21 protein-coding genes are annotated in these 20,411 nt (G+C 65.4%); 7 read left to right on the top strand and 14 right to left on the bottom strand.

Annotation, left to right across the window (positions count from 1 at the left end):
- Positions 1–88: 88 nt before the first annotated feature.
- A complete protein-coding gene (locus ACDI39_RS24815) occupies positions 89–1,453 on the top strand; it encodes a glutamine synthetase family protein (protein WP_410045367.1) in 1,365 nt (454 codons plus the stop codon).
- Between the two features lie 31 nt (positions 1,454–1,484).
- The gene (locus ACDI39_RS24810; protein ID WP_225789788.1) at positions 1,485–2,792 is read left to right on the top strand and encodes an NAD(P)/FAD-dependent oxidoreductase; all 1,308 of its coding nucleotides are present in this window, start codon (positions 1,485–1,487) and stop codon (positions 2,790–2,792) included.
- A gap of 38 nt (positions 2,793–2,830) precedes the next feature.
- Here ACDI39_RS24810 and fadD1 read toward each other — a convergent pair whose 3' ends face one another.
- A complete protein-coding gene (fadD1, locus tag ACDI39_RS24805; RefSeq protein WP_225789789.1) occupies positions 2,831–4,528 on the bottom strand; it encodes a long-chain-fatty-acid--CoA ligase FadD1 in 1,698 nt (565 codons plus the stop codon).
- 327 nt (positions 4,529–4,855) lie between these two features.
- The gene (gene fadD2, locus ACDI39_RS24800; RefSeq protein WP_225789790.1) at positions 4,856–6,544 is read right to left on the bottom strand and encodes a long-chain-fatty-acid--CoA ligase FadD2; all 1,689 of its coding nucleotides are present in this window, start codon (positions 6,542–6,544) and stop codon (positions 4,856–4,858) included.
- A gap of 199 nt (positions 6,545–6,743) precedes the next feature.
- On the opposite strand from fadD2, the gene ACDI39_RS24795 reads away from it, so the two are divergent.
- Positions 6,744–7,688, top strand: a complete 945-nt coding sequence (locus ACDI39_RS24795) for an alpha/beta hydrolase (protein ID WP_225789791.1) — start codon at positions 6,744–6,746, stop codon at positions 7,686–7,688.
- A gap of 42 nt (positions 7,689–7,730) precedes the next feature.
- Positions 7,731–8,201, top strand: coding sequence for a MaoC family dehydratase (locus ACDI39_RS24790; RefSeq protein WP_225789792.1), 471 nt, complete (start codon positions 7,731–7,733; stop codon positions 8,199–8,201).
- A gap of 18 nt (positions 8,202–8,219) precedes the next feature.
- On the opposite strand, the gene ACDI39_RS24785 is transcribed toward ACDI39_RS24790, so the two are convergent.
- The 8 genes from ACDI39_RS24785 to ACDI39_RS24750 form a co-directional block, all read right to left on the bottom strand.
- Positions 8,220–9,464 (bottom strand): RNA polymerase sigma factor, encoded by a 1,245-nt coding sequence (locus tag ACDI39_RS24785; RefSeq protein WP_486537140.1) that lies wholly within the window; start codon positions 9,462–9,464, stop codon positions 8,220–8,222.
- Positions 9,464–9,955, bottom strand: a complete 492-nt coding sequence (locus tag ACDI39_RS24780) for an SRPBCC family protein (protein ID WP_225789794.1) — start codon at positions 9,953–9,955, stop codon at positions 9,464–9,466. The genes ACDI39_RS24785 and ACDI39_RS24780 overlap by 1 nt, the downstream gene beginning before the upstream one ends.
- Positions 9,956–9,973: 18 nt before the next feature.
- Complete coding sequence (locus ACDI39_RS24775; RefSeq protein WP_225789795.1) at positions 9,974–10,318, bottom strand: YciI family protein; 345 nt, start codon at positions 10,316–10,318, stop codon at positions 9,974–9,976.
- Positions 10,319–10,368: 50 nt separating this feature from the next.
- The gene (locus ACDI39_RS24770) at positions 10,369–10,794 is read right to left on the bottom strand and encodes a YybH family protein (RefSeq protein WP_253080907.1); all 426 of its coding nucleotides are present in this window, start codon (positions 10,792–10,794) and stop codon (positions 10,369–10,371) included.
- A gap of 199 nt (positions 10,795–10,993) precedes the next feature.
- Positions 10,994–11,482 (bottom strand): GyrI-like domain-containing protein, encoded by a 489-nt coding sequence (locus ACDI39_RS24765; RefSeq protein WP_486537139.1) that lies wholly within the window; start codon positions 11,480–11,482, stop codon positions 10,994–10,996.
- Between the two features lie 61 nt (positions 11,483–11,543).
- Positions 11,544–12,188 (bottom strand): LysE family translocator, encoded by a 645-nt coding sequence (locus tag ACDI39_RS24760; RefSeq protein ID WP_253080905.1) that lies wholly within the window; start codon positions 12,186–12,188, stop codon positions 11,544–11,546.
- Between the two features lie 110 nt (positions 12,189–12,298).
- On the bottom strand, positions 12,299–13,255 hold the full coding sequence (locus ACDI39_RS24755; protein ID WP_225789799.1) for a threonine dehydratase: 957 nt from the start codon (positions 13,253–13,255) through the stop codon (positions 12,299–12,301).
- Positions 13,256–13,493: 238 nt separating this feature from the next.
- Positions 13,494–13,757: a DUF2790 domain-containing protein gene (locus ACDI39_RS24750; RefSeq protein WP_225789800.1), complete on the bottom strand. Its 264-nt coding sequence runs from the start codon at positions 13,755–13,757 to the stop codon at positions 13,494–13,496.
- Positions 13,758–14,032: 275 nt separating this feature from the next.
- Between ACDI39_RS24750 and ACDI39_RS24745 the strand changes: the two genes are divergently transcribed.
- Entirely contained in the window at positions 14,033–14,482 is a 450-nt protein-coding gene (locus tag ACDI39_RS24745; protein ID WP_225789801.1) for a GNAT family N-acetyltransferase, read from the top strand.
- Here the strand turns inward: ACDI39_RS24745 and def are convergent.
- Both def and ACDI39_RS24735 read right to left on the bottom strand, forming a co-directional pair.
- A complete protein-coding gene (def, locus tag ACDI39_RS24740) occupies positions 14,437–14,973 on the bottom strand; it encodes a peptide deformylase (protein WP_225789802.1) in 537 nt (178 codons plus the stop codon). The genes ACDI39_RS24745 and def overlap by 46 nt on opposite strands.
- Complete coding sequence (locus ACDI39_RS24735) at positions 14,970–15,944, bottom strand: YihY/virulence factor BrkB family protein (protein ID WP_253080904.1); 975 nt, start codon at positions 15,942–15,944, stop codon at positions 14,970–14,972. Before ACDI39_RS24735 ends, def begins: the two co-directional genes overlap by 4 nt.
- Before the next feature lie 364 nt (positions 15,945–16,308).
- On the opposite strand from ACDI39_RS24735, the gene ACDI39_RS24730 reads away from it, so the two are divergent.
- Positions 16,309–16,689, top strand: coding sequence for a hypothetical protein (locus ACDI39_RS24730; protein WP_225789804.1), 381 nt, complete (start codon positions 16,309–16,311; stop codon positions 16,687–16,689).
- A 5-nt stretch (positions 16,690–16,694) separates the two neighbouring features.
- Here the strand turns inward: ACDI39_RS24730 and ACDI39_RS24725 are convergent, their stop codons facing one another.
- Positions 16,695–17,531, bottom strand: coding sequence for a CvfB family protein (locus tag ACDI39_RS24725; protein ID WP_253080903.1), 837 nt, complete (start codon positions 17,529–17,531; stop codon positions 16,695–16,697).
- Positions 17,532–17,653: 122 nt separating this feature from the next.
- On the opposite strand from ACDI39_RS24725, the gene ACDI39_RS24720 reads away from it, so the two are divergent.
- Complete coding sequence (locus ACDI39_RS24720) at positions 17,654–18,523, top strand: DUF6279 family lipoprotein (RefSeq protein ID WP_225789806.1); 870 nt, start codon at positions 17,654–17,656, stop codon at positions 18,521–18,523.
- Between the two features lie 25 nt (positions 18,524–18,548).
- On the opposite strand, the gene aceK is transcribed toward ACDI39_RS24720, so the two are convergent.
- A complete protein-coding gene (gene aceK, locus ACDI39_RS24715) occupies positions 18,549–20,264 on the bottom strand; it encodes a bifunctional isocitrate dehydrogenase kinase/phosphatase (protein WP_225789807.1) in 1,716 nt (571 codons plus the stop codon).
- Between the last annotated feature and the right edge of the window lie 147 nt (positions 20,265–20,411).

The following is a 20,411-nucleotide window of genomic DNA, read 5'->3' as shown; positions in this document are numbered from 1 at the left end:
CCCCGGCCGCCCTTGGCCGGCGTCTTCAGCCCGACCGACCGTATGCATACGGTGGTCCCGTGCGCCTGCGGGCGCGAGCGACAGCATCATGCACTTTGACAACCCGGAACACGCCAGGCGCTTTCTGGCCGACAACCCCGATATCGACCTGTTCGAACTGTTCATCCTCGACGCCAACGGCGTACCGCGCGGCAAGCTGCTGCACCGCGAGGAACTGCTGGCGGTCTACGAGACCGGCCGGCCACTGCCCAGCACCATCCTCGGCCTGACCCTCAACGGCGACGACGTGGAGGACTCCGGCCTGGTCTGGGATGTAGGCGATATCGATTGCCGCGCCTACCCCGTGGACGGCAGCCTGGTGCGCCTGCCCTGGCGCCGTGTACCGACCGCCGCGCTGCAGGTCAGCATGCACCCCAGCGAAGGGCTGCCAGCCAGCGTGGCCGACCCACGCCATGTGCTGCTGCGCACCGTCGAGGCACTCGAGGCCGACGGCTATCACCCGGTGATGGCCTGCGAGCTGGAGTTCTACCTGCTCGACCAGCAGCGCGACGCCCAGGGGCGTCCGCAGCCGGCACTGGACCAGGACGGCGGCCGGCCGCGCACCACCCAGGTCTATGGCCTGCGCGAGTTGGAGCAGATCGAGCCGTTCCTCGCCGACCTCTATGCCGCGTGCAAGGCCCAAGGCATCCCGGCGCGCACGGCGATCTCCGAATACGCCCCCGGCCAGGTGGAAATCACCCTGGAGCATGGCGATGCGCTGGCCGCCATGGACCAGGCCGTGCGCTACAAGCGCCTGGTCAAGGGCGTGGCCAACGCCCATGGCATGCAGGCCTGCTTCATGGCCAAGCCGTTCGACCACCTGGCCGGCACCGGCATGCACATGCACCTGAGCCTGGCCGATGCCGAGGGTCGCAACCTGTTCGCCAGCGACGACCCGGCCGGCACCCCGCTGCTGCGCCAGGCGGTCGGCGGCATGCTGCGCCACCTGCATGAATCGCTGTTGCTGTTCTGCCCCAATGCCAACTCCTACCGGCGTTTCCAAGCCAACAGCTATGCACCGCTGGCGCCGACCTGGGGTGTCGACAACCGTACCGTCAGCCTGCGCGTGCCAGGCGGGCCGGCCAACAGCCGGCATGTGGAGCACCGTATCTGCGGTGCCGACGCCAATCCCTATCTGGCAGCGGCGGCAATCCTCGCCGCTGCCCACCAAGGCATCCGCGAGCAACTGGACCCCGGTGCCCCGGTACAGGGCAATGGCTACGCCCAGGCCACCGAATACCTGCCGACCGACTGGCTGACCGCCCTCGACGCCCTGGAGCGCTCGGGCTGGGCCAGGCAAGCCCTGGGCGAGGGCTTCCTCGGCGTCTACCTCAAGGTCAAGCGCGCCGAATACCGCCAGTTCATGGCCGAAGTCGGCGAACAGGACTGGCGCTGGTACCTGCACCAGGCCTGAGCCCTTACTCCATTCCCGTGAAGGAACGATCATGAATGCAGCAGTGAAGAACGGGACGGCCCAGCGCGCGCCGTCCTACTACAGCGCCACCCTCAACGACCTGACCCAGTACCCGACCCTGCAAGGTACCGAGCAGGTGGACGTGGCGATCATCGGCGGCGGTTTCACCGGCGTGGCCACGGCGGTGGAACTGGCCGAGCGCGGCCTGAAGGTGGCCATCGTCGAGACCAACCGCATCGGCTGGGGCGCCAGCGGCCGCAATGGCGGCCAGGTCACCGGCAGCCTGTCGGGCGACGAGGCCATGCGCACGCAGATGCGCCAGCGCCTGGGCAGCGAGGTCGACGACTTCATCTGGCACCTGCGCTGGCGTGGCCACCAGATCATCGAACAAAGGGTTGAGCGCTATGGCATCGCCTGCGACCTCAAGCGCGGCCACCTGCACGCGGCGATGAAACCCTCGCACATGGACGAGCTGCGCGCCTTCGAGGCCGAAGCCCAGCGCCGGGGCATGGGCGAGCAGGTGCAGTTGCTCGACCGCACCGCCGTGGCCGAACACCTGCAGAGCCCGCTGTACCTGGGCGCGTTGAAGAACCGCCGCAACCTGCACCTGCACCCGCTGAACCTGTGCATGGGCGAAGCCCGTGCCGCCCACGCGCTGGGCGCGCAGGTGTTCGAAAACTCCGAGGTGCTGGAGATCGTCCATGGCCCGCGCCCGGCGGTGGTCACCGCCCAGGGCCGCATCGAGGCGCGCCAGGTGCTGCTGGCCGGCGATGTCTACCACCGCCTGGAAAAACGCCAGCTCAAGGGCAAGATCTTCCCCGCCATGGGTGGCATCGTCACCACCGCGCCACTGGGCGAGCTGGCCGAGCAGATCAATCCCCAGGACCTGGCGGTCTACGACTGCCGCTTCGTCCTCGACTACTACCGCCTGACCGCCGACAAGCGCCTGCTGTTCGGCGGTGGCGCCAACTACTCGGGCAAGGATTCGCGGGACATCGAAGGCGAGCTGCGCCCGTGCATCGAACGCACCTTCCCGGCGCTCAAGGGCGTGCCGATCGAGTTCCAGTGGAGCTGCGCCATGGGCATCGTGGTCAACCGCATCCCGCAGTTGGGCAAGCTCTCGGACAACGTCTGGTACTGCCAGGGCTACTCCGGGCACGGCATCGCCACCAGCCACATCATGGGCGAAATCATGGCCGAGGCCCTGACCGGTACGCTGGAAAAGTTCGACACCTTCGCGGGGTGCAAGCACATCAAGGTGCCGATGGGGGATCTGTTGGGCAACCCGCTGCTGGCGGCGGGGATGTGGTACTACCAGATGCTGGAGAAGCTGCGCTGACCTGGAGTTTGGGGCCGCCTCACGGCCCCGATAGCCAATCAGGCGATCTTCTTCAGGCCCTGTTTCTTCAGCTCTTCGTCGCGCAGTTCGCGGCGCAGGATCTTGCCGACGTTGGTGGTCGGCAAGACATCGCGGAACTCGATATAGCGTGGCACCTTGTAGCCGGTGACGTTGGCACGCATGTGCTCCATCACCTGCTCCTTGGTCAGGGTCATGCCCGGCTTGACCACGATGAACACCTTGATCACCTCGCCGGACTTCTCGTCCGGCACGCCGATCGCCGCGCATTGCAGCACGCCCGGCAGGCCGGCGAGCACGTCTTCCAGCTCGTTCGGGTAGACGTTGAAACCCGACACCAGGATCATGTCCTTCTTGCGGTCGACGATGCGCATGTAGCCGTCCGGCTGGATCACGGCGATGTCGCCGGTCTTCAGCCAGCCGTCCTGGTCGAGGATCTCGGCGGTGGCTTCTTCGCGCTGCCAGTAGCCCTTCATCACCTGCGGGCCCTTGACGCACAGCTCGCCCACCTCGCCCAAGGCCAGCTCGCGGCCGCTGTCGTCGATGACCTTGCACAGCGTCGAAGGCACCGGGATGCCGATGGTACCGATCTGGTTGGCCTCTGCCGGGTTGACCGCCGCTACCGGGCTGGTCTCGGTCATGCCGTAGCCTTCGCAGATGGCGCAGCCAGTCACGGCCTTCCAGCGCTCGGCCACGCTCAGTTGCAGGGCCATGCCACCCGACAAGGTGATCTTCAGCGCCGAGAAGTCCAGGGCGCGGAAGGCGTCGTTGTTGCACAGGGCGACGAAGAGGGTATTGAGCCCGACGAAGCCGCTGAACCGCCACTTGCCCAGCTCCTTGACCATGGCCGGCAAGTCGCGCGGGTTGCTGATGAGCACGTTGTGGTTGCCGATCAGCATCATGGCCATGCAATGGAAGGTGAAGGCATAGATGTGGTACAGCGGCAGCGGGGTGATGAGGATCTCGCACCCTTCCTGCAGGTTCGACCCCATCAGCGCCCGGCACTGCAGCATGTTGGCCACCAGGTTGCGGTGGGTCAGCATGGCGCCCTTGGCAACGCCGGTGGTGCCACCGGTATACTGCAGCACGGCAACGTCGTTGAGCTGCGGATTGGCCTCGGTCACCGGCCCGCCCTTGCCCAGGGCCAGGGCATCGTTGAAGCGTATGGCGCCAGGCAGGCTGTAGGCCGGCACCATCTTCTTCACGTACTTGATCACACTGTTGATCAGCACGCGCTTGAGCGGGGGCAGCAGGTCAGCCACCTCGGTGACGATGACATGCTTGACCTGGGTCTTGGGCACGACCTTCTCGGCCAGGTGCGCCATGTTGGCCAGGCAGACCAGGGCCTTGGCACCCGAGTCGTTGAACTGGTGCTCCATCTCCCGCGCGGTGTACAGCGGGTTGGTGTTGACCACGATCAGGCCGGCGCGCATGGCGCCGAACACGGCCACTGGGTATTGCAGGACATTGGGCAGTTGCACGGCGATCCGGTCGCCGGGCTTGAGGTCGGTATGCTGTTGCAGCCAGGCGGCGAAGGCCCCCGACAGGGCATACAGCTCGCCGTAGGTGATGGTCTTGCCCAGGTTGCTAAAGGCCGGCTTGTCGGCAAAGCGTTGGCAGGACTGCCGAAGCACCGCCTGGATGTTGGGGAATTCGTCAGGATTGATTTGTGCCGTAATCCCGGCGGGGTACTTATCCTTCCAAAAATTTTCGATCATGGAAGCCCACTCCTTCAGCAACAGCGAATTCGTCACGCGTTGTGCGTTTATTATTGATATGGGATGACGGCTCATTGCAACCGGATCCTCTGGAAGCGCGCCGAGAGTAACAGCTTTGCCGGGGGTCGCCTAGAGGCCAAAATGGCCCGACTGGTCACAAAAATGACTCAAAGAATGATGCAGGTCATTTTTAGAGTATTAACTTGAAAGCTGCAAGCTATCAGCCTCAAGCTGCAAGAAAGAGCGACGCCGAACGCTCTATCTCGCGGCTCGAAGCTTGGAGTGTCGGGCGATGCGGAACGCTTTTTCTTGCAGCTCGAAGACAACTCAGGCGATATCGCGCAGCTCGCGGCGCAGGATCTTGCCCACCGGGGTCATGGGCAGGGATTCACGCAGGACGATATGCTTGGGCACCTTGTAGCCGGTGAAGTTGGCCTTGCAGAAGGCCTTGAGTTCCTCGATGCTCAGCCCCGCCTCGCGCGGCACCACGAACAGCTTGACCGCCTCGCCGGAGCGCTCGTCCGGCACGCCGATGGCCGCACAGTTGGCCACCTGCGGGTGGGCCATGACCACATCCTCGATCTCGTTGGGGTACACGTTGAAACCCGAGACGATGATCATGTCCTTCTTGCGGTCGACGATGCGGGTGAAGCCGTCCGGATCGATCACCGCGATGTCGCCGGTCTTCAGCCAGCCCTCGGCATCGAGGGTCTGTGCGGTGGCCTCGGGTTGGCCCCAGTAGCCCTTCATCACCTGCGGCCCCTTGATGCACAGCTCGCCGCGCTCGCCCAGGGGCAGTTCGTTGCCGTCGTCGTCGATGACCTTGAACGCCGTGCCCGGCACCGGGATGCCCACGGTGCCCAGGCGCGCCAGTTCACCATAGGGGTTGGTGCTGGCCACCGGCGAGGTCTCGGTCAGGCCGTAGCCTTCGACGATACGGCAGCCCGTCAGTTGCTCCCAGCGCTCGGCGGTGGCCTTGACCAGCGCAGTGCCGCCGGAGTTGGTGACCTTGAGCGCGGAAAAGTCCAGGGACTTGAAGCCGGGATGGTCCATCAGCGCGACGAACAACGTGTTCAGGCCCAGCAACGCCGAGAAACGCCACTTGCCCAGTTCCTTGATGAACCCAGGGATGTCGCGGGGATTGGTGATCAGCACGTTGTGGTTGCCGGTGACCATCATGCACATGCAGTTCCCCGTGAACGCATAGATGTGGTACAGCGGCAGCGGCGCGATCATGACCTCCTGGCCCTCCTTGATCAGCGGCTGCCCGTCCGGGCCGTGCTGGGAGAAACAAGCCAGCACCTGCAGCATGTTGGCCACCAGGTTGCCGTGGGTGAGCATGGCGCCCTTGGCCAAGCCCGTGGTGCCACCGGTGTACTGCAGCACGGCGATGTCGTCGAGGGTCAGCGCCACCGGCTTGTGGACTTGCGCCCGGCCCTGGCGTAGCACCTGCTTGAACGACACGGCCTGGGGCAAGTGGTAGGCCGGGACCATCTTCTTCAGCTTGTCGACCACGGTATTGACCAGCCATCCCTTGGCGGTCGGCAGCAGGTCGCCCATCTTCGCCTCGATCAGGTACTCGATGCCGGTATCGCCCAGCACTTCCTGCACACGCTTGCCGAACATGTTCAGGTAGACCAGGGCGCGGGCGCCGGAGTCCTTGAACTGGTGGCGCATCTCGCGCTCGGTGTAGAGCGGGTTGGTGTTGACCACGACCAGGCCGGCACGCATCGCGCCGAACACGGCGATGGGGTACTGCAGGACGTTGGGCATCTGCACCGCGATGCGATCGCCCGGGGCCAGGTCGGTGTGCTGTTGGAGCCAGGCGGCGAAGGCCGCGGAATGGCGCTCCAGTTCGGCGTAGGTGAGGGTCACGCCGAGGTTGCTGAACGCCGGACGGTCGGCGAAGCGCTTGCAGGAGCGTTCGAAGACCTCGACGACGGATGTGTAGGCGTTGATGTCAATGGTGGAAGGCACGCCCGCCGGGCGTTTGTCATTCCAGAAGTCGGCTTGCATTTATTGTTGTTCCTCTGCCTGGACCGTCCCTGACCTGATTGCCTGATGCAAAAAGGCGTTGAGCCGACGTTAGCAGGTAACCCGGAGGTGGCAAATACGCCAAGTGCTGCCATTAACATTGTGAATCTTATTTGTGCCCTTCCTGCAATCCTGCCCGTTGCGCATACACTGTCTCGAACCCAGGAGCAAAGGATCCGCCATGCCCCATGACGCCTTCTGGCTGCCGGCCAGCGAGCATTGCAGCCTGTATGTCCACCAGTGGCTGCCGAGCTCGCCGGTCAAGGCCGTGGTGCTGCTGGCCCATGGCATGGCCGAGCACGCCGGGCGCTACCAGCGCCTGGGCCATGCCCTGAGCGACGCCGGCTTCGCCCTGCTCGCCCCGGACCTGCGCGGCCACGGCCGCACCGCCGAGCTGGGCAGCCTGGGCCTGTTCGCCCGCCGGCACGGTTGGGAGGCCGTGGTCAACGACCTGGGCCTGCTCGCCCAGCACATCGGCCAGCAGTTTCCCGGCACCCCGCTGTTCCTGTTCGGCCACAGCATGGGCAGCTACATCGCCCAGGCCTACCTGTTGCACCACAGCGCCAGCCTGCAGGGGGCGATCCTCAGCGGCTCCAACTACCAACCGGCGGCGCTGTACCGCGCTGCTGGCCTGATCGCCCGGCTCGAAGCCTGGCGCCAGGGGCCGCAGGGCAAGAGCGCGCTGATCGAGTGGCTGTCGTTCGGCGCGTTCAACAAGGCCTTCAAGCCCAATCGCACCGCCTTCGACTGGCTCAGCCGCGACGCCGCCGAGGTCGACCGCTACCTCGCCGACCCGCTGTGCGGCTTTCGCTGCTGCAACCAGCTGTGGCTCGACCTGCTCCATGGCCTGGCGCAGATCAGCCAGCCGAAGAACCTGGCGCAGATCGACCCGAACCTGCCGATCCTGGTGCTCGGTGGCGACTGTGACCCGGTCAGCGCCGGCAAGCGCCTGAAGGGCCTGGCCGGCGCCCTGCGTGCCACCGGCAACCGGCATGTACAGCTGCGTCTCTACCCCCAGGCACGGCACGAACTGCTCAACGAGACCAATCGCGACGAGGTCACCGCCGATATCCTCGGCTGGCTGGAGCAGGCGCTGGCCCTGGGCCGACCTGCCCGCAGCGAATGATGTACACTCCCCCGTCCGCCCTCTCAAGGAAACCCCGCCCCGATGACCCAGGTCACCAATACGCCCTACGAAGCCCTCGAAATCGGTCAGAAAGCCAGCTACGAGAAGTCCGTCGAAGAACGCGATATCCAGCTGTTCGCCGCGATGTCCGGTGACCACAACCCGGTGCACCTGGATGCCGAGTTCGCCGCCAAGAGCATGTTCCGCGAGCGGATCGCCCACGGCATGTTCAGCGGTGCGCTGATCAGCGCCGCGGTCGCCTGCACCCTGCCCGGCCCCGGCACCATCTACCTGGGCCAGCAGATGAGTTTCCAGAAGCCGGTGAAGATCGGCGATACCCTCACCGTGCGCCTGGAAATCCTCGAGAAACTGCCCAAGTTCAAGGTGCGTATCGCCACCAACGTGTACAACCAGCACGACGAGCTGGTGGTCGAAGGCGTGGCCGAGATCCTCGCCCCGCGCAAGCAGCAGACCGTCGAGCTGGTCAGCCCGCCGAACTTCGTCGCCAGCTGATCCTGGGCACGGCCTCGCTCAAGAGGTACCCAACGTTTTCAGGCGGCGTTCGATATGCCGCCGCTCCGGCTCCTGGCGGGTAAGCGCCAGGGCTTGGCGCCAGGCATCCCGCGCCTGCTCGGCCTGGCCCAACTGGTGATGCAGCTCGGCCCGGGCGGCATGGGCCAGGTGATAGTCGAGCAGTTCGCCACGGGCCAGGATCGCCTCGACCGCCGCCAGCCCGGCCCGCGCCCCGTCCCGCCTGGCCAGCGCCGCCGCCCGGTTCAGCTCCACCACCGGCGACGGCCAATGGCGCTGCAGCACATCGTACAGCCCGACGATCTCGTCCCAATCCGTTTCCTCGGCACTGGCGGCCTCGGCATGCACCGCGGCGATCGCCGCCTGCAGGCTATAGGCGCCATACTCCCGGCTACGCAACGCCTGGCGTACCAGGCGGCAACCTTCGTCGATCCGCTCCCGGTCCCACAGGCTGCGATCCTGCTGGTCGAGCAGCACCAGTTCACCGTCGGCATCGCTGCGCGCGCGCAGCCGCGAGGCCTGCAACAGCATCAGCGCCAGCAGGCCGAGCACTTCCGCATCCGGCAGCAACTGGGCCAGCAGGCGGCCAAGGCGGATCGCCTCGTCGCACAGCTCACGCTGCACCAGGTCTTCACCCACAGACGCCGAATAGCCCTCGTTGAACACCAGGTAGATCACCCGCAACACGCTTTCCAGGCGCTCGGGCAGTTCGGCCAGCGCCGGTACCTGATAGGGGATGCGCGCGTCACGGATCTTGGCCTTGGCACGGACGATACGCTGGGCGATGGTCGCCGGGCTCTGCAGGAAGGCACGGGCGATCTGCTCGGTGGTCAGGTCGCAGACTTCGCGCAGGGTCAGCGGTACCTGGGCGTCGGCGGCCAGGGCCGGGTGACAGCAGGTGAAGATCAGTCTCAGGCGGTCGTCCACCAGCAATTCCTCGTCGCCAGGATCCTGCGCCTGCCCCTCCAGGAGCAGGATCAGCTCCGCCTGGGAACGGTCGAAACGGGCGCGCCTGCGCAGTGCGTCGATCGCCTTGAAACGGCCAGTGGACACCAGCCAGGCCCGAGGGTTGTCCGGAATGCCGTCGCGCTGCCAGCGCTCGACGGCAATGAAGAAGGCATCATGCATGGCCTCCTCGGCCAGGTCGAAGTCGCCCAGCAGGCGGATCAGGGTCGCCAGGACGCGCCGGGAATCGCGGCGGTAGACCGCCTCGACCTGGGCGCGCACCTGCTGCGCGTCGGCCATCAATCCGGCATCCGCTGGGTCACCACCTCGACCAGACGGTCCAGGCTCTCCCCCCAGCCCTCGTGGAAGCCCATTTCTTCATGGGCGCGGCAGTCAGCGGCATTCCAGTGCCAGGCGCGGGCGGTGTAGCGGGTCTTGCCCTGCTCCTCGTCGAAGGTCACCACCGCGGTCATGAACGCCTTGTCGGAGGGTACCCAACCCGGCCCGAAGGCATCCGTGAACACCAGCCGCTGCGGCGCGACGATCTCGAGGAACACCCCCTGGTTGGGATACTCGGTCCCATCGGGGGCGCGCATCAGGGTACGCAGCACCCCGCCGACCCACAGCTGCAGCTCGCATTCCGGGGTGGTCATGCCATGGGGGCCCCACCATTGCGTCAGCCACTGGGGGTCGGTCCAGGCGCGGAACACCTTGGCCGGCGGTGCATCGATCAAGCGGCTGATGGACAGTTCATGCTGCGCCTGTCCCAGGCCTGGTTGTGCAAGGCTCATGCGTGTCGTTCTCCGTTGTCAGGGTTGCAACTCGCGCACCGGCCGCACCTCGACGCTGCCGACCCGCGCCGCCGGAATCCCCTTGGCGATGTTCAGCGCCTCGTTGAGGTCGCGGGCATCGACCAGATAGAAACCGGCCAACTGTTCCTTGGTCTCGGCGAAGGGACCGTCGGTCAAGCTCATGCGTCCACCGCGCATGCGCACCGTGGTGGCGGTCTGCACCGACTTGAGCGCCTCGGCCGCGAGCATGCGCCCGCCATTTTGCAAGGACTCGGCATAGGCCATGCACTCGGCGTCTTCGGGGCTGTCGGGCAGGCTGTGCAGCAGCCCTTCGTCACAATAGACCAGGCACAGGTATTTCATGGTCGTCTCCAACGCTACGCAGGGGTGGGTTTGCCGATGAGCGGCCGCGATCAGGGCTTGAGGTCGAACATGGCTTTCTGGGTTTCCATGTCGAACGGTGCCGACCAGTGCTCGTGGATGACCTGCCACTGCCCGCCCCTACGACGATAGCCGACGGTGGCGCGCATGAAGCCGCACTGGCTTTCGTCGTCCGCCGGGCCGCAGCGGTTGAGCCAGTGGGCCAGGCCCAGGTCGCCGTCGGCATAGACGGTCAGTTGCGTCAGTTCGAAGACCATGGGGCCGGTGCAGTGGCTCATGCACATTTCCCAGTGGGCCTGGTAGTCGGCCTTGTTCTTGAACTGCAAGGCCTGGATGGCATCGAACGCCACGATGTCGTCGGCATAGGGCGCGGCGATCGCCTCCAGGTCGCGGTCGCGCACGGCCTGCATCCAGCGCTCGATCAGTTGGCGGATCTCGGTTTCGGCTGCGGTGTTCATCGGTGTTTCCTCCGATCGGTCATGAGCGGGTGACGCCGGGAACATCCGGCGCCTTCACTCCTGGTCGAACGGTGATCGGGGAAATCGACAGGACATGGAAAAAAATTTTCGCACCAGGCCGGGAAGGTGAGGCCGGGGCTTGGCGGCACTTTGTCATTTTAGGGCTGCCTTGCAGCCCAGATGGGCCCTGGCGGACCTGCTAGCCCCCCATGACCCGCTCAAGCGGAATCCAGACCTCCATCACCGCACCAGGGTCGGTAGGATCGAACCCCGCCGGATAGCGCTCGAACACCGCCGCATTGGCCGAACGCTCGCCCGAGGCCGGCAGCCACTGCTCGAAGATGGCATCGAAGGTATCCTTGATGCCTTGCAAGCTGCCACGATGCTCGAACACGGCATAGCGCTGAGGGGCGAGCGTCAACGTACTGAAGCCCTCGGGCAGGCCGCCGGCCTCGGTCACTTCGACGCCTGCCAGGTAGTCGAACCCGCCCAGCCCGTCCGGGTGGTAGCACACGCCATAGCTGTCCAGGCCATGCTGGCCCGGCACGCAGCCGATATGCGGGCCGAAACGCTGCAACAGGCGTGGCAGCCCACTGATGTCGCGCATGTCGAAGCGCTCGGCGAAGCCGGCGAGGAGCAGTGCCCTGCCATCTTCGTAACGGGAAGGGGTGATGGGTGTCGCGGTCATGTCCATTGCCTCTGTGAGCCCACACGAATGCGCCAGCGTAGCGCGGATACGCCCCGCCGGGCTATAGGGCCGGGCTGGCCAGGATGAACTCGCGATAGCCAGAAACGATCACGTAGACGGCGAAATAACAGAAAATCGCTGCCGATAGCAGGTAGGACCAGGTCAGCAAGCGGTCCCCCAGAAGGCGTCCACCATGACTGGCGATGCCACACAGGCCCAGGCACCAGACCAGCCCGGCGGCGAAGAAGCCGCCGAGGAACAACCCGGCCTCCAGCAGGCTGCCGCCACCGGAGCGAGAGATCAGCACCCCGCCCACGGCGGCGAACCAGAGGATCGCACTGGGCGAGGACATGGCCAGGAAGATCCCACGCAGGAACTCCCGCCAGCCCGACTCCAGCACCACCTGCCCACGGGCCTCCAGGTGGCCACCGCGCCAGGCCGCCAGCAACATCTTCACGGCGAACCAGGCCAACAGCACCGAGCCGCCCAGCCAGAGCCCCCAGCGCACCGCCTCGAACTGCAACAGCACGGTCATCCCCGCCAGCGCCGCGACGGCGTACAGCAGGTCACCGACGCAGGTTCCCAGGCCCAGCCAGAAGCCCTGGAGGAAACCCCGGCGCATGGCCAGGGTGATCATGGCGATATTGGCGACACCGATGTCCAGGCACAGGGACAGGCTGAGAAGAAAACCGTTGGAAAAAGGCATGCGGCACTCGTTTGCGGGACGAAGATCTGAGGCAGGCGCCATTGTGCCTGAGCGATGCAACTGGCGCTTACATTCGCCTTCCAGACGAGGTAAATCGCAAAAACACGCCCTCAGTCCCCAAGCAAGACCCGTGCATAGCGCTCCCGGTCCACATTCGCCCCGCTGAGCACTACCGCCACCCGCTTGCCAGCCTGGCGCTCGCGCTCCTGGATCAGCGCCGCCAGGGCTGCGGCGCCAGCGCCTTCGGCGGTGTTGTGGGTGGCTTCGTGGTAGAGGCGCATGGCCGCGGCGATCTCGCGGTCGTCGACGCGGACGATGCGCGCGGCATGCGCCTGGACCAGGGCGAAGGCATCAGGATGGGGCACGCGGCAGGCCATGCCATCGGCGAAGGTGTCGGCGGTGGCGGTGGTGACGATGCGGCCCTGCTCGATGCTCTGGGCGTAGGCGTCGGCGGCGCTGGAGACCACGCCAACGATCTGCGTGCGCAGCCCCAGCAGGTTGCGCGCCTGGATCAGCCCACAGATCCCCGAACCCATGCCGATCGGCACATAGACGCAGTCCAGCTCGCCAACCGCCTCGAACAGCTCCAGCGCGTAGGTAGCCACGCCGCGCACCAGTTCCGGGTGGAACGACGGCACCCTCTCGTAACCCAGCGTCTCGGCCAGCCTGGCGGCCTCCTCACGAGCCACGTCGAAGTCGACGCCATGCTCCACCAGCTCGGCACCCAGGGCGCGCATGGCGGCGTTCTTCTCCGGCGAATTGCCCTGCGGCACCACGATCACCAGTGGCAAGCCGGCCTGGCGCGCGGCCAGGGCCATGCTCTGGCCGTGGTTGCCGCGAGTGGCCGTGACCAGCCCACGTGGCGGCTTGCCGCTGGCCAGCCGCGAGCGCACGTAGACCAGCCCGCCGCGTACCTTGAAGGCACCGGTGGGCGCATGGTTCTCGTGCTTGACCCACACCTGGCAGCCCAACCGCTCGGCCAGCAACGGCCAGGCGTGCTGTGCAGTAGGGGGAACGTGCTGGCGAACGAAAGTGGCGGCTTCGCGCAGGGCGGGCAGGTCGAACATGGCGATCATCCTTCATCGGGCAAGAAAGACCCGATCCTAAGCCCGTCCCGGCTTAGGGGTAAAACTTTATATGCGCGGGGCACTGCCATGAAGCCGCCTGCCATAGGGGCCAGCGGTACTCACGAATCACGTGTCATACAGAGAATTGGGAGCCGGCTTGCCGGCGATGGGCTGCAAGGCGGCCCCAATGCCGCTTGACCGACTGGCATTGGGGCACGCCCGCGAATGGTCCACTGCCTCAACCCTGGCTGCAGCCCTCGCCCATGGCCCGGTACTGGAGGATATGGATCTGGCCCTGGTGATCCTCGTAGGTCATGGTAGCCGGTACCACTTCGCAAACATTGGGGATGGTCGACAGGCTGATCACCCGTTTGATGTCCAGGTGGGTGGAATAGTCGTACTGCTGGACCACAGGTTGGGTGGAGGTGGTCTGGGTCTGGGCCTCGTCTGCGAGGGCGAACGAGGACATACCGACCAATGCAAGAATCAGTAATGGTTTCATGGGCGTTGACCTTGAAAAGCAATCAAGCTGATCGATTGACTTCATATGCCGTCACGGCGCGGATGAAGTTGTCATCGACTGCGAAGATGACACGAAGTACCGATCCCGCTTCGTACTGCCTGGGGGGATGAGTGAAAGTTTACTCCCCGCCTGAAATACTTGAACCCCGTACTCGGACATTCACCCTTGCGGGATTTGCAACAATCTGCGACAAAATGCCCGGCACGCGCTCCCAGCAGCGACAGCATCGACCCAGCCCCCATATCGAACCGCCCATGCCTGCATTCCATTGCCGCCCCCTGATCGGCCCCGAACGCCGCCTGCTCGAGCACTTCTACCGCCAGCACGGCGCACGCATGCGCGCGGTCGCCGACGGCCAGCAGTGGGTGGCGCGGGAAGGTGGCATCATCGCGGGATTGAACCTCGGCGCGGTCGACGGCGGGCAATGGCTCACCGGCCTGTTCGTGGCGCCCCAGTGGCGCGGCCACGGGGTGGCCAGGCAGCTCATCGATACGGCGCTGGCAGAAACGGGCGGGCCCACCTGGCTGTTCTGCCACCCAGACCTGCAGCCCTTCTATCAGCGCCTGGGCTTCACAGCGGCCTACGACCTGCCCGAGGCCCTGGCCGCCCGGCTGGCGCGCTACCAGCGCAGCAAGCGCCTGGTGGCGCTGGTGCGCGATCAGTCGTCGCCGCCCTCCAGCCCGGGGAACAGCACCTCGGTGTAGCCGAACCGGCTGAAGTCCTGGATCCGCGAGGGGTACAGACGGCCGATCAGGTGGTCGCACTCGTGCTGCACCACCCGGGCATGGAAACCATCGGCAAAGCGATTGATCGGGTTGCCCTGGGGGTCGATGCCCTCGTAGCGGATGTGCTTGAAGCGCGGCACCACGCCCCGCAGGCCGGGCACCGACAGGCAGCCCTCCCACCCGTCCTCCACCTCGGGGGACTGTGGCTCGATCAGCGGGTTGAGCAGGATGGTCTGCGGCACAGGCTCGGCGTCCGGGTAGCGTTCGCTGCGCTCGAAGCCGAAGATCACCAGTTGCAGGTCGACACCGATCTGCGGTGCGGCCAGGCCCACGCCGCCGACATGGCGCATGGTCTCGAACATGTCGTCGATCAGTTGCTGCAGCTCGGCGCTGCCGATCATCTGCGCCGGCACCGGCGGGGCGATGCGCAGCAAGCGCTCGTCGCCCATCTTGAGGATGTCTCGGATCATCGGGGGTTCGACTCCGGGGTCTTGGGTTCGGAGGTCTTGGATTCGGCCGCCTGCGGATGCTCATGACCGAGCACGGTCAGGGTCTGCTTGGGTGTGCTGCCTTGGAAGTCCTTGTCGCCGGGGTTCTTGCCTTCGGCCGACATGTGCTCGATCACCGCGTTCATCTCGGCGCCGAGCAGCAGCACGGCGGCGGAAATGTAGAAATACAGCAACAGCACGATGATCGCACCGATGCTGCCATACATGGCGTTGTAGTCGGCGAAGGTCTTCACGTAATAGCCGAAGGCCAGCGAGGCGACGATCCACACCACCACCGCCAACACCGAGCCTGGAGTGATGAAGCGAAACTTCTGCTTCACATCGGGCATGACATAGTAGATCAACGCCACGGCCACCATCATCAGGATGATGATCGCCGGCCAGCGCAGGATGGTCCACACCGTGACGATCACCTCCTGCATGCCGATCTGCGCGGCGATCCACTCCATCACCTGGGGCCCCAGGACCATCAACGCCGCCGCCACCAGCAGCATGCCGGCGATGCCGATGGTGTAGATGATCGACAGCGGGACGCGCTTCCACACCGGACGCCCCTCCGGCACATCGTAAGCGGCGTTCATCGCGCTCATCATCAGGCGCACACCGGCCGAGGCGGTCCACAGGGCGATGACGATACCCACCGAGAGCAGCCCGCCCTTGGACTGCTGCAATTGGTCGATCACCGGGTTGACCTGCTCCAGGGCCTGGGGCGGCAGCACCAGTTCGGACTGCAGGCGCAGCCAGGAGAAGAAGTCCGGCAGGTGCAGGAAACCGATCAGGGCGATGAGGAACAGCAGGAACGGGAACAGCGAAAACAGCATCTGGTAGGCCAGCGCGGAAGCATAGGTGGACATCTCGTCATCGAGAAATTCGCTGACGGTGCGCACCAGCACGCGGTGCAGGGGCAGGCCGCGCAGGTCGGGAAAAATCATAGCGTCTCCTTTCGCCGCTCTATCGTCTTCAGGCCGCCGGCTGAGCTCGGCAGGCCTCCTTACAGTGCATGCAAGTCTAATAGACCACGCAAGTGCCGTTGCTGCTCATTGACCGGACAAAAAGAAAACGGCGCTTGCCCTGGTGACTGCACCGGACAGCCCATTCGCGGGCAAGCCCCTCCCACAAAGGCCGAGCCGTTCACACATGATGCGACTTGCAGGGCCATGTGGGAGCGGGCTTGCCCGCGAATGGAGCCAGCGCCGAACCTCCGGATCACGCCGTGCCCATAGCAGCCGCCTTGCCCCACCAACCGCTACCCAGCACAATGTCAGGCCTTTCACGCGTCAACCCGCAGGAACCTGCATGAAACTCGACAAACCCACCGCCATCGCCCGACGCAACCAGGCGCTGGCCCGGCCGGTGCTCAACCGCGACAACACCCTGCTCGCCATCCTCGACAAGAAACGCAACCTGTGGTGGTTCGACGTGCCGGTGGCGCTGCTGCGCAAGGGCCAGCCCGACTGGGTCAACCTGCTGCTGCACACCCCCGAGACCGACGAGCTGCAGCACCTGAAGGTGCCGACCAGCTACCTGCGCGCCCACCAGGAGCAAATGGAAGTCCGCCACCCCGGCAAGCGCCGCTCGACCATCAGCCTGGCGCTGAGCGCCGACCGCGACTCGCTGCTGCGCGATACCCGTCCGGGCGGCGAGCAACTGGATTTTCGTGCCTTCGTGCAGGCCTGACTCGATCAGGCCTTTTCGATGCGATCGTCATGGATGACGATGCGCCCCTGCTTGAACAATCCGCCAATGGCCTTCTTGAAGTTGCCCTTGCTGACGTTGAACAGCTTGCTGATCAGCGCCGGGTCGCTCTTGTCGCACACCCCCAGCACCCCGCCTTCGGCCTCCAGGCGCGCCATGATCTGCTCCTGCAGGCTGTCGGCCAGGGCAGCGCCAACCGGTTGCAGGCTCAGGGCGATCTTGCCGTCGTGGCGCACTTCCTTGATGAACCCTTTCTCGTGCATGCCCGAACGCAGGAACTTGAACACCTCGTTCTTGTGGATCAGGCCCCAGTGGCGGTTGTTGATGATGGCCTTGAAGCCCATGGGCGTCTGCCCGGCCACCAGCAGCTCCACCGGCTGCCCGACCTGATAGTCGGCCGGGGTCCGGTCCAGGTAGCGGTCCAGGCGCGCCGTGGCGGTGATACGCCGGGTGCGTTTGTCGAGGTAGGCGTGCACCACGCAATAGTCGCCGATCTTCAGCGGGCGCGATTCCTCCGAGTAGGGCATCAGCAGGTCCTTGGACAGGCCCCAGTCGAGGAAGATACCGGCATTGTTGATGTCCTTGACCTTGAGGCTGGCGAACTCGCCGACCTGGATCCTGGGTTGCTCGGTGGTGGCGATCAACTGGTCTTCGCTGTCGAGGTAGACGAACACGTTGAGCCAGTCATCCAACTCGGTGGGCGTGTCCTTGGGGATGTAGCGCCTGGGCAGGAGGATCTCGCCGTCGGCGCCGCCGTCCAGGTACAGGCCGAAGTCCACATGTTTCACGATTTGCAAACTGTTGTAACGCCCAAGCAAAGCCATTTCCGAAGATCCTCAAGACAAGACGGCTATTCTACACCTGAACCCGCCCGGCCGCCTGGCCGTAGGTACGCAGGCCTCGCCCTTGCGTCCAGCGCCCGGCCCGTTTCAGCAAGGATTCGCCCATGCCTGCACACCCGCCCCGCACGCTGCGCACCGCCCTGATCGTCCTGGTCTTGGCCCTGGCCGTGGTGGCCTGCAGCCGTATCGACCTGGCCTACCGCAACCTCGACGTGCTGGTGCCCTGGTCGCTGGGCGACTACCTGAACATGAACCGCCAGCAGAAGGCCTGGCTCGACCAACGCCTCGAGCAGCACTTGGCCTGGCACTGCCAGACCGAGTTGCCTGGCTACCTGGACTGGCTCGAGCAGATCCGCCGGATGATCGCCACCGACCAGGTCACCGACCAGGCCCTGCAACAGCGCATCGTCGAGGCGCGCCAGGCCATCGGCCGGGTTGCCGAGGCGATCACCCCTTCGGCGACCGAACTGCTGCGCGGCATGAGCGACGAGCAGGTCGGCGAGATGCGCCAGGCCTTTCGCGACGACATCCGCAAGCGCCAGACCCGCTACGTCGAGACGCCGCTGTCCCGGCAGATCGAGGCACGCGCCGAGCGCATGGAGAAGCGCCTCAAACCCTGGCTGGGCGAGCTCAATGCCACACAGCGCCTACGGGTATTGACCTGGGCCCAGGCCCTGGGCGACCAGAACCGCCAGTGGATCGCCAACCGCGCCCATTGGCAGCAGCAACTGCTGCTGGTGATGAACCAGCGTGACACCCCAAGCTTCGAGCCACGCCTGGCGCAGTTGCTGCAGCGCAAGGAAAGCCTGTGGACGCCGGAATACCGCATCGCCTTCCAGAACAGCGAACAGCAGACCCGCCACCTGCTGGTGGACCTGATGAAACAGAGCACCCCGGGCCAGCGCCAGTTCCTGCAGGAGCGGCTGGCCAAGGTGCGCAGCGATTTCAGCGGGCTCAAGTGCATGCAGGGGTGAAGCTGCCCCTGGCACCGACCTTCGCTCAACGCCCCTTGCGCCGGTATGGAAACACATCGATCACCTTCCCTTCGCGGATCGCCGCCTGCAACCCCTTCCAGTAGTCGGCGTCGTACAGCTCCCCATGCAAGCGGCTGAACAGCCGCCGCTGGCCGATATCGGCGAACAGGAACGGCGGGAACTCCTCGGGAAACACATCGTGGGGCCCGATCGAGTACCACGGCTCGCCAGACATCTCGTCCTCCGGATAGCGTGGCGGCGGGATGTGGCGGAAGTTCACCTCGGTCAGGAAACTGATCTCGTCGTAGTCGTAGAACACCACCCGGCCATGGCGGGTGACGCCGAAGTTCTTCAGCAGCATGTCGCCTGGGAAGATGTTCGCCGCCGCCAGTTGCTTGATGGCCAGGCCGTAGTCCTCCAGCGCCTCCAGTACCTGGGCCTCGCTGGCCTGCTCCAGGTAGAGGTTGAGCGGCGTCATGCGCCGTTCGGTCCAGCAGTGGCGAATCAGCACCGTGTCGCCCTCCTCGACCACGGTCGACGGCGCCACTTCCAGCAATTCGGCCAGGCACTGCGGTTCGAACTTGCTCCTGGGGAAGCGGAAATCGGCGAACTCCTGGGTATCGGCCATGCGCCCGACGCGATCGACGCTCTTCACCAGGCGGTACTTGTCGATCACCGTGGCCCGGTCGACGGTCTTGGATGGCGAGAAGCGGTCCTTGATGATCTTGAACACGGTGTTGAAGCCCGTCAGGGTGAACACGCTCATCACCATGCCCCGCACCCCGGGCGCCATGACGAAACGGTCGTCGGTCGCGGCCAGGTGGTTGATCAGCGCCCGGTAGAACTCCGACTTGCCGTGCTTGTAGAAACCGATCGAGGTGTACAGCTCGGCGATGTGCTTGCCCGGCAGGATGCGCTTGAGGAAATTGACGAACTCCGCCGGCACCGGCACGTCGACCATGAAGTACGAGCGGGTGAAGGAGAAGATGATCGACACCTCGGCTTCATCGGTGATCAACGCGTCGGCCTCGATGCCGTGCCCCTCGCGATGCAGCAGCGGGATCACCAGTGGCCACTGCTCGTCCGGGGTGTAGAGCCGCCCGACCAGGTAGGCGCCCTTGTTGCGGTAGAGCACCGGGCAAAACAGCTCCACGGCCAGCGCCGGGTCCTTGCACACCCAGTCCGGCAGGCACTCGCGCAGTTGCTCTTCCAGGCGTGCCACGTCGCCCTCCAGGTCGCCGTAGGGCACGCTGAACGGGTAATCGGCGAAGATCGCCCGCAACAGCCCCTTGAGGCTGCCGTCAGGCTGGTAGGTGCGGGTCTGGGCGGCGCGCTCGTGGCCGCGTATCGACGGGCGGGTGGTATGGATGAACATGCAGCCATCGTTGATCAGGTCATGGCTGAACAGGCTGCAGAAGATCGAGTTGTACCAGGTCTCGGAGAGTTCGTCGTCCAGGCGAGGGTCGATCAGGCGGATGTAGGCGCTCTTGACCAGCGGCCACTGCTCCACGTCCAGCAGCACGTCCTCGGCGAACCCCTGGCGCAGCCAGCCGTTGACCTCGCCGACCTTCTCTTCGTACAGGTTGATGCGCGCGGCCGCCGACCGCTGGATCTCCTGCCAGAGCGCCTGCTCGAAGCGCTCGCGGGCGCCGAGGGTGATACGGCGGAAATGCTCGCGGTAGTCGTCGAAGCCATCGAGGATCATCCGGGCGATCTCGGCCGCCGGCCATGACTGGGACATGCAGGGGACCTCTGTGCTGGGGTTCAAGGGGTGAGCTTAGGTCCTTTTGCAGTGTTCGAGGGGGCCTTTCGCGGCCCCAATAGATCGAGCGATCGAATCGCCTCTCCCGCAGGCCCCAGGCCGTCCGACAGGATTGCATAGCAAGAA

Source organism: Pseudomonas sp. Tun-23181 (assembly GCF_057415455.1).
The sequence above is the reverse complement of the archived record's forward strand: the minus strand, read 5'-3'. Positions and strand labels throughout refer to the sequence as shown.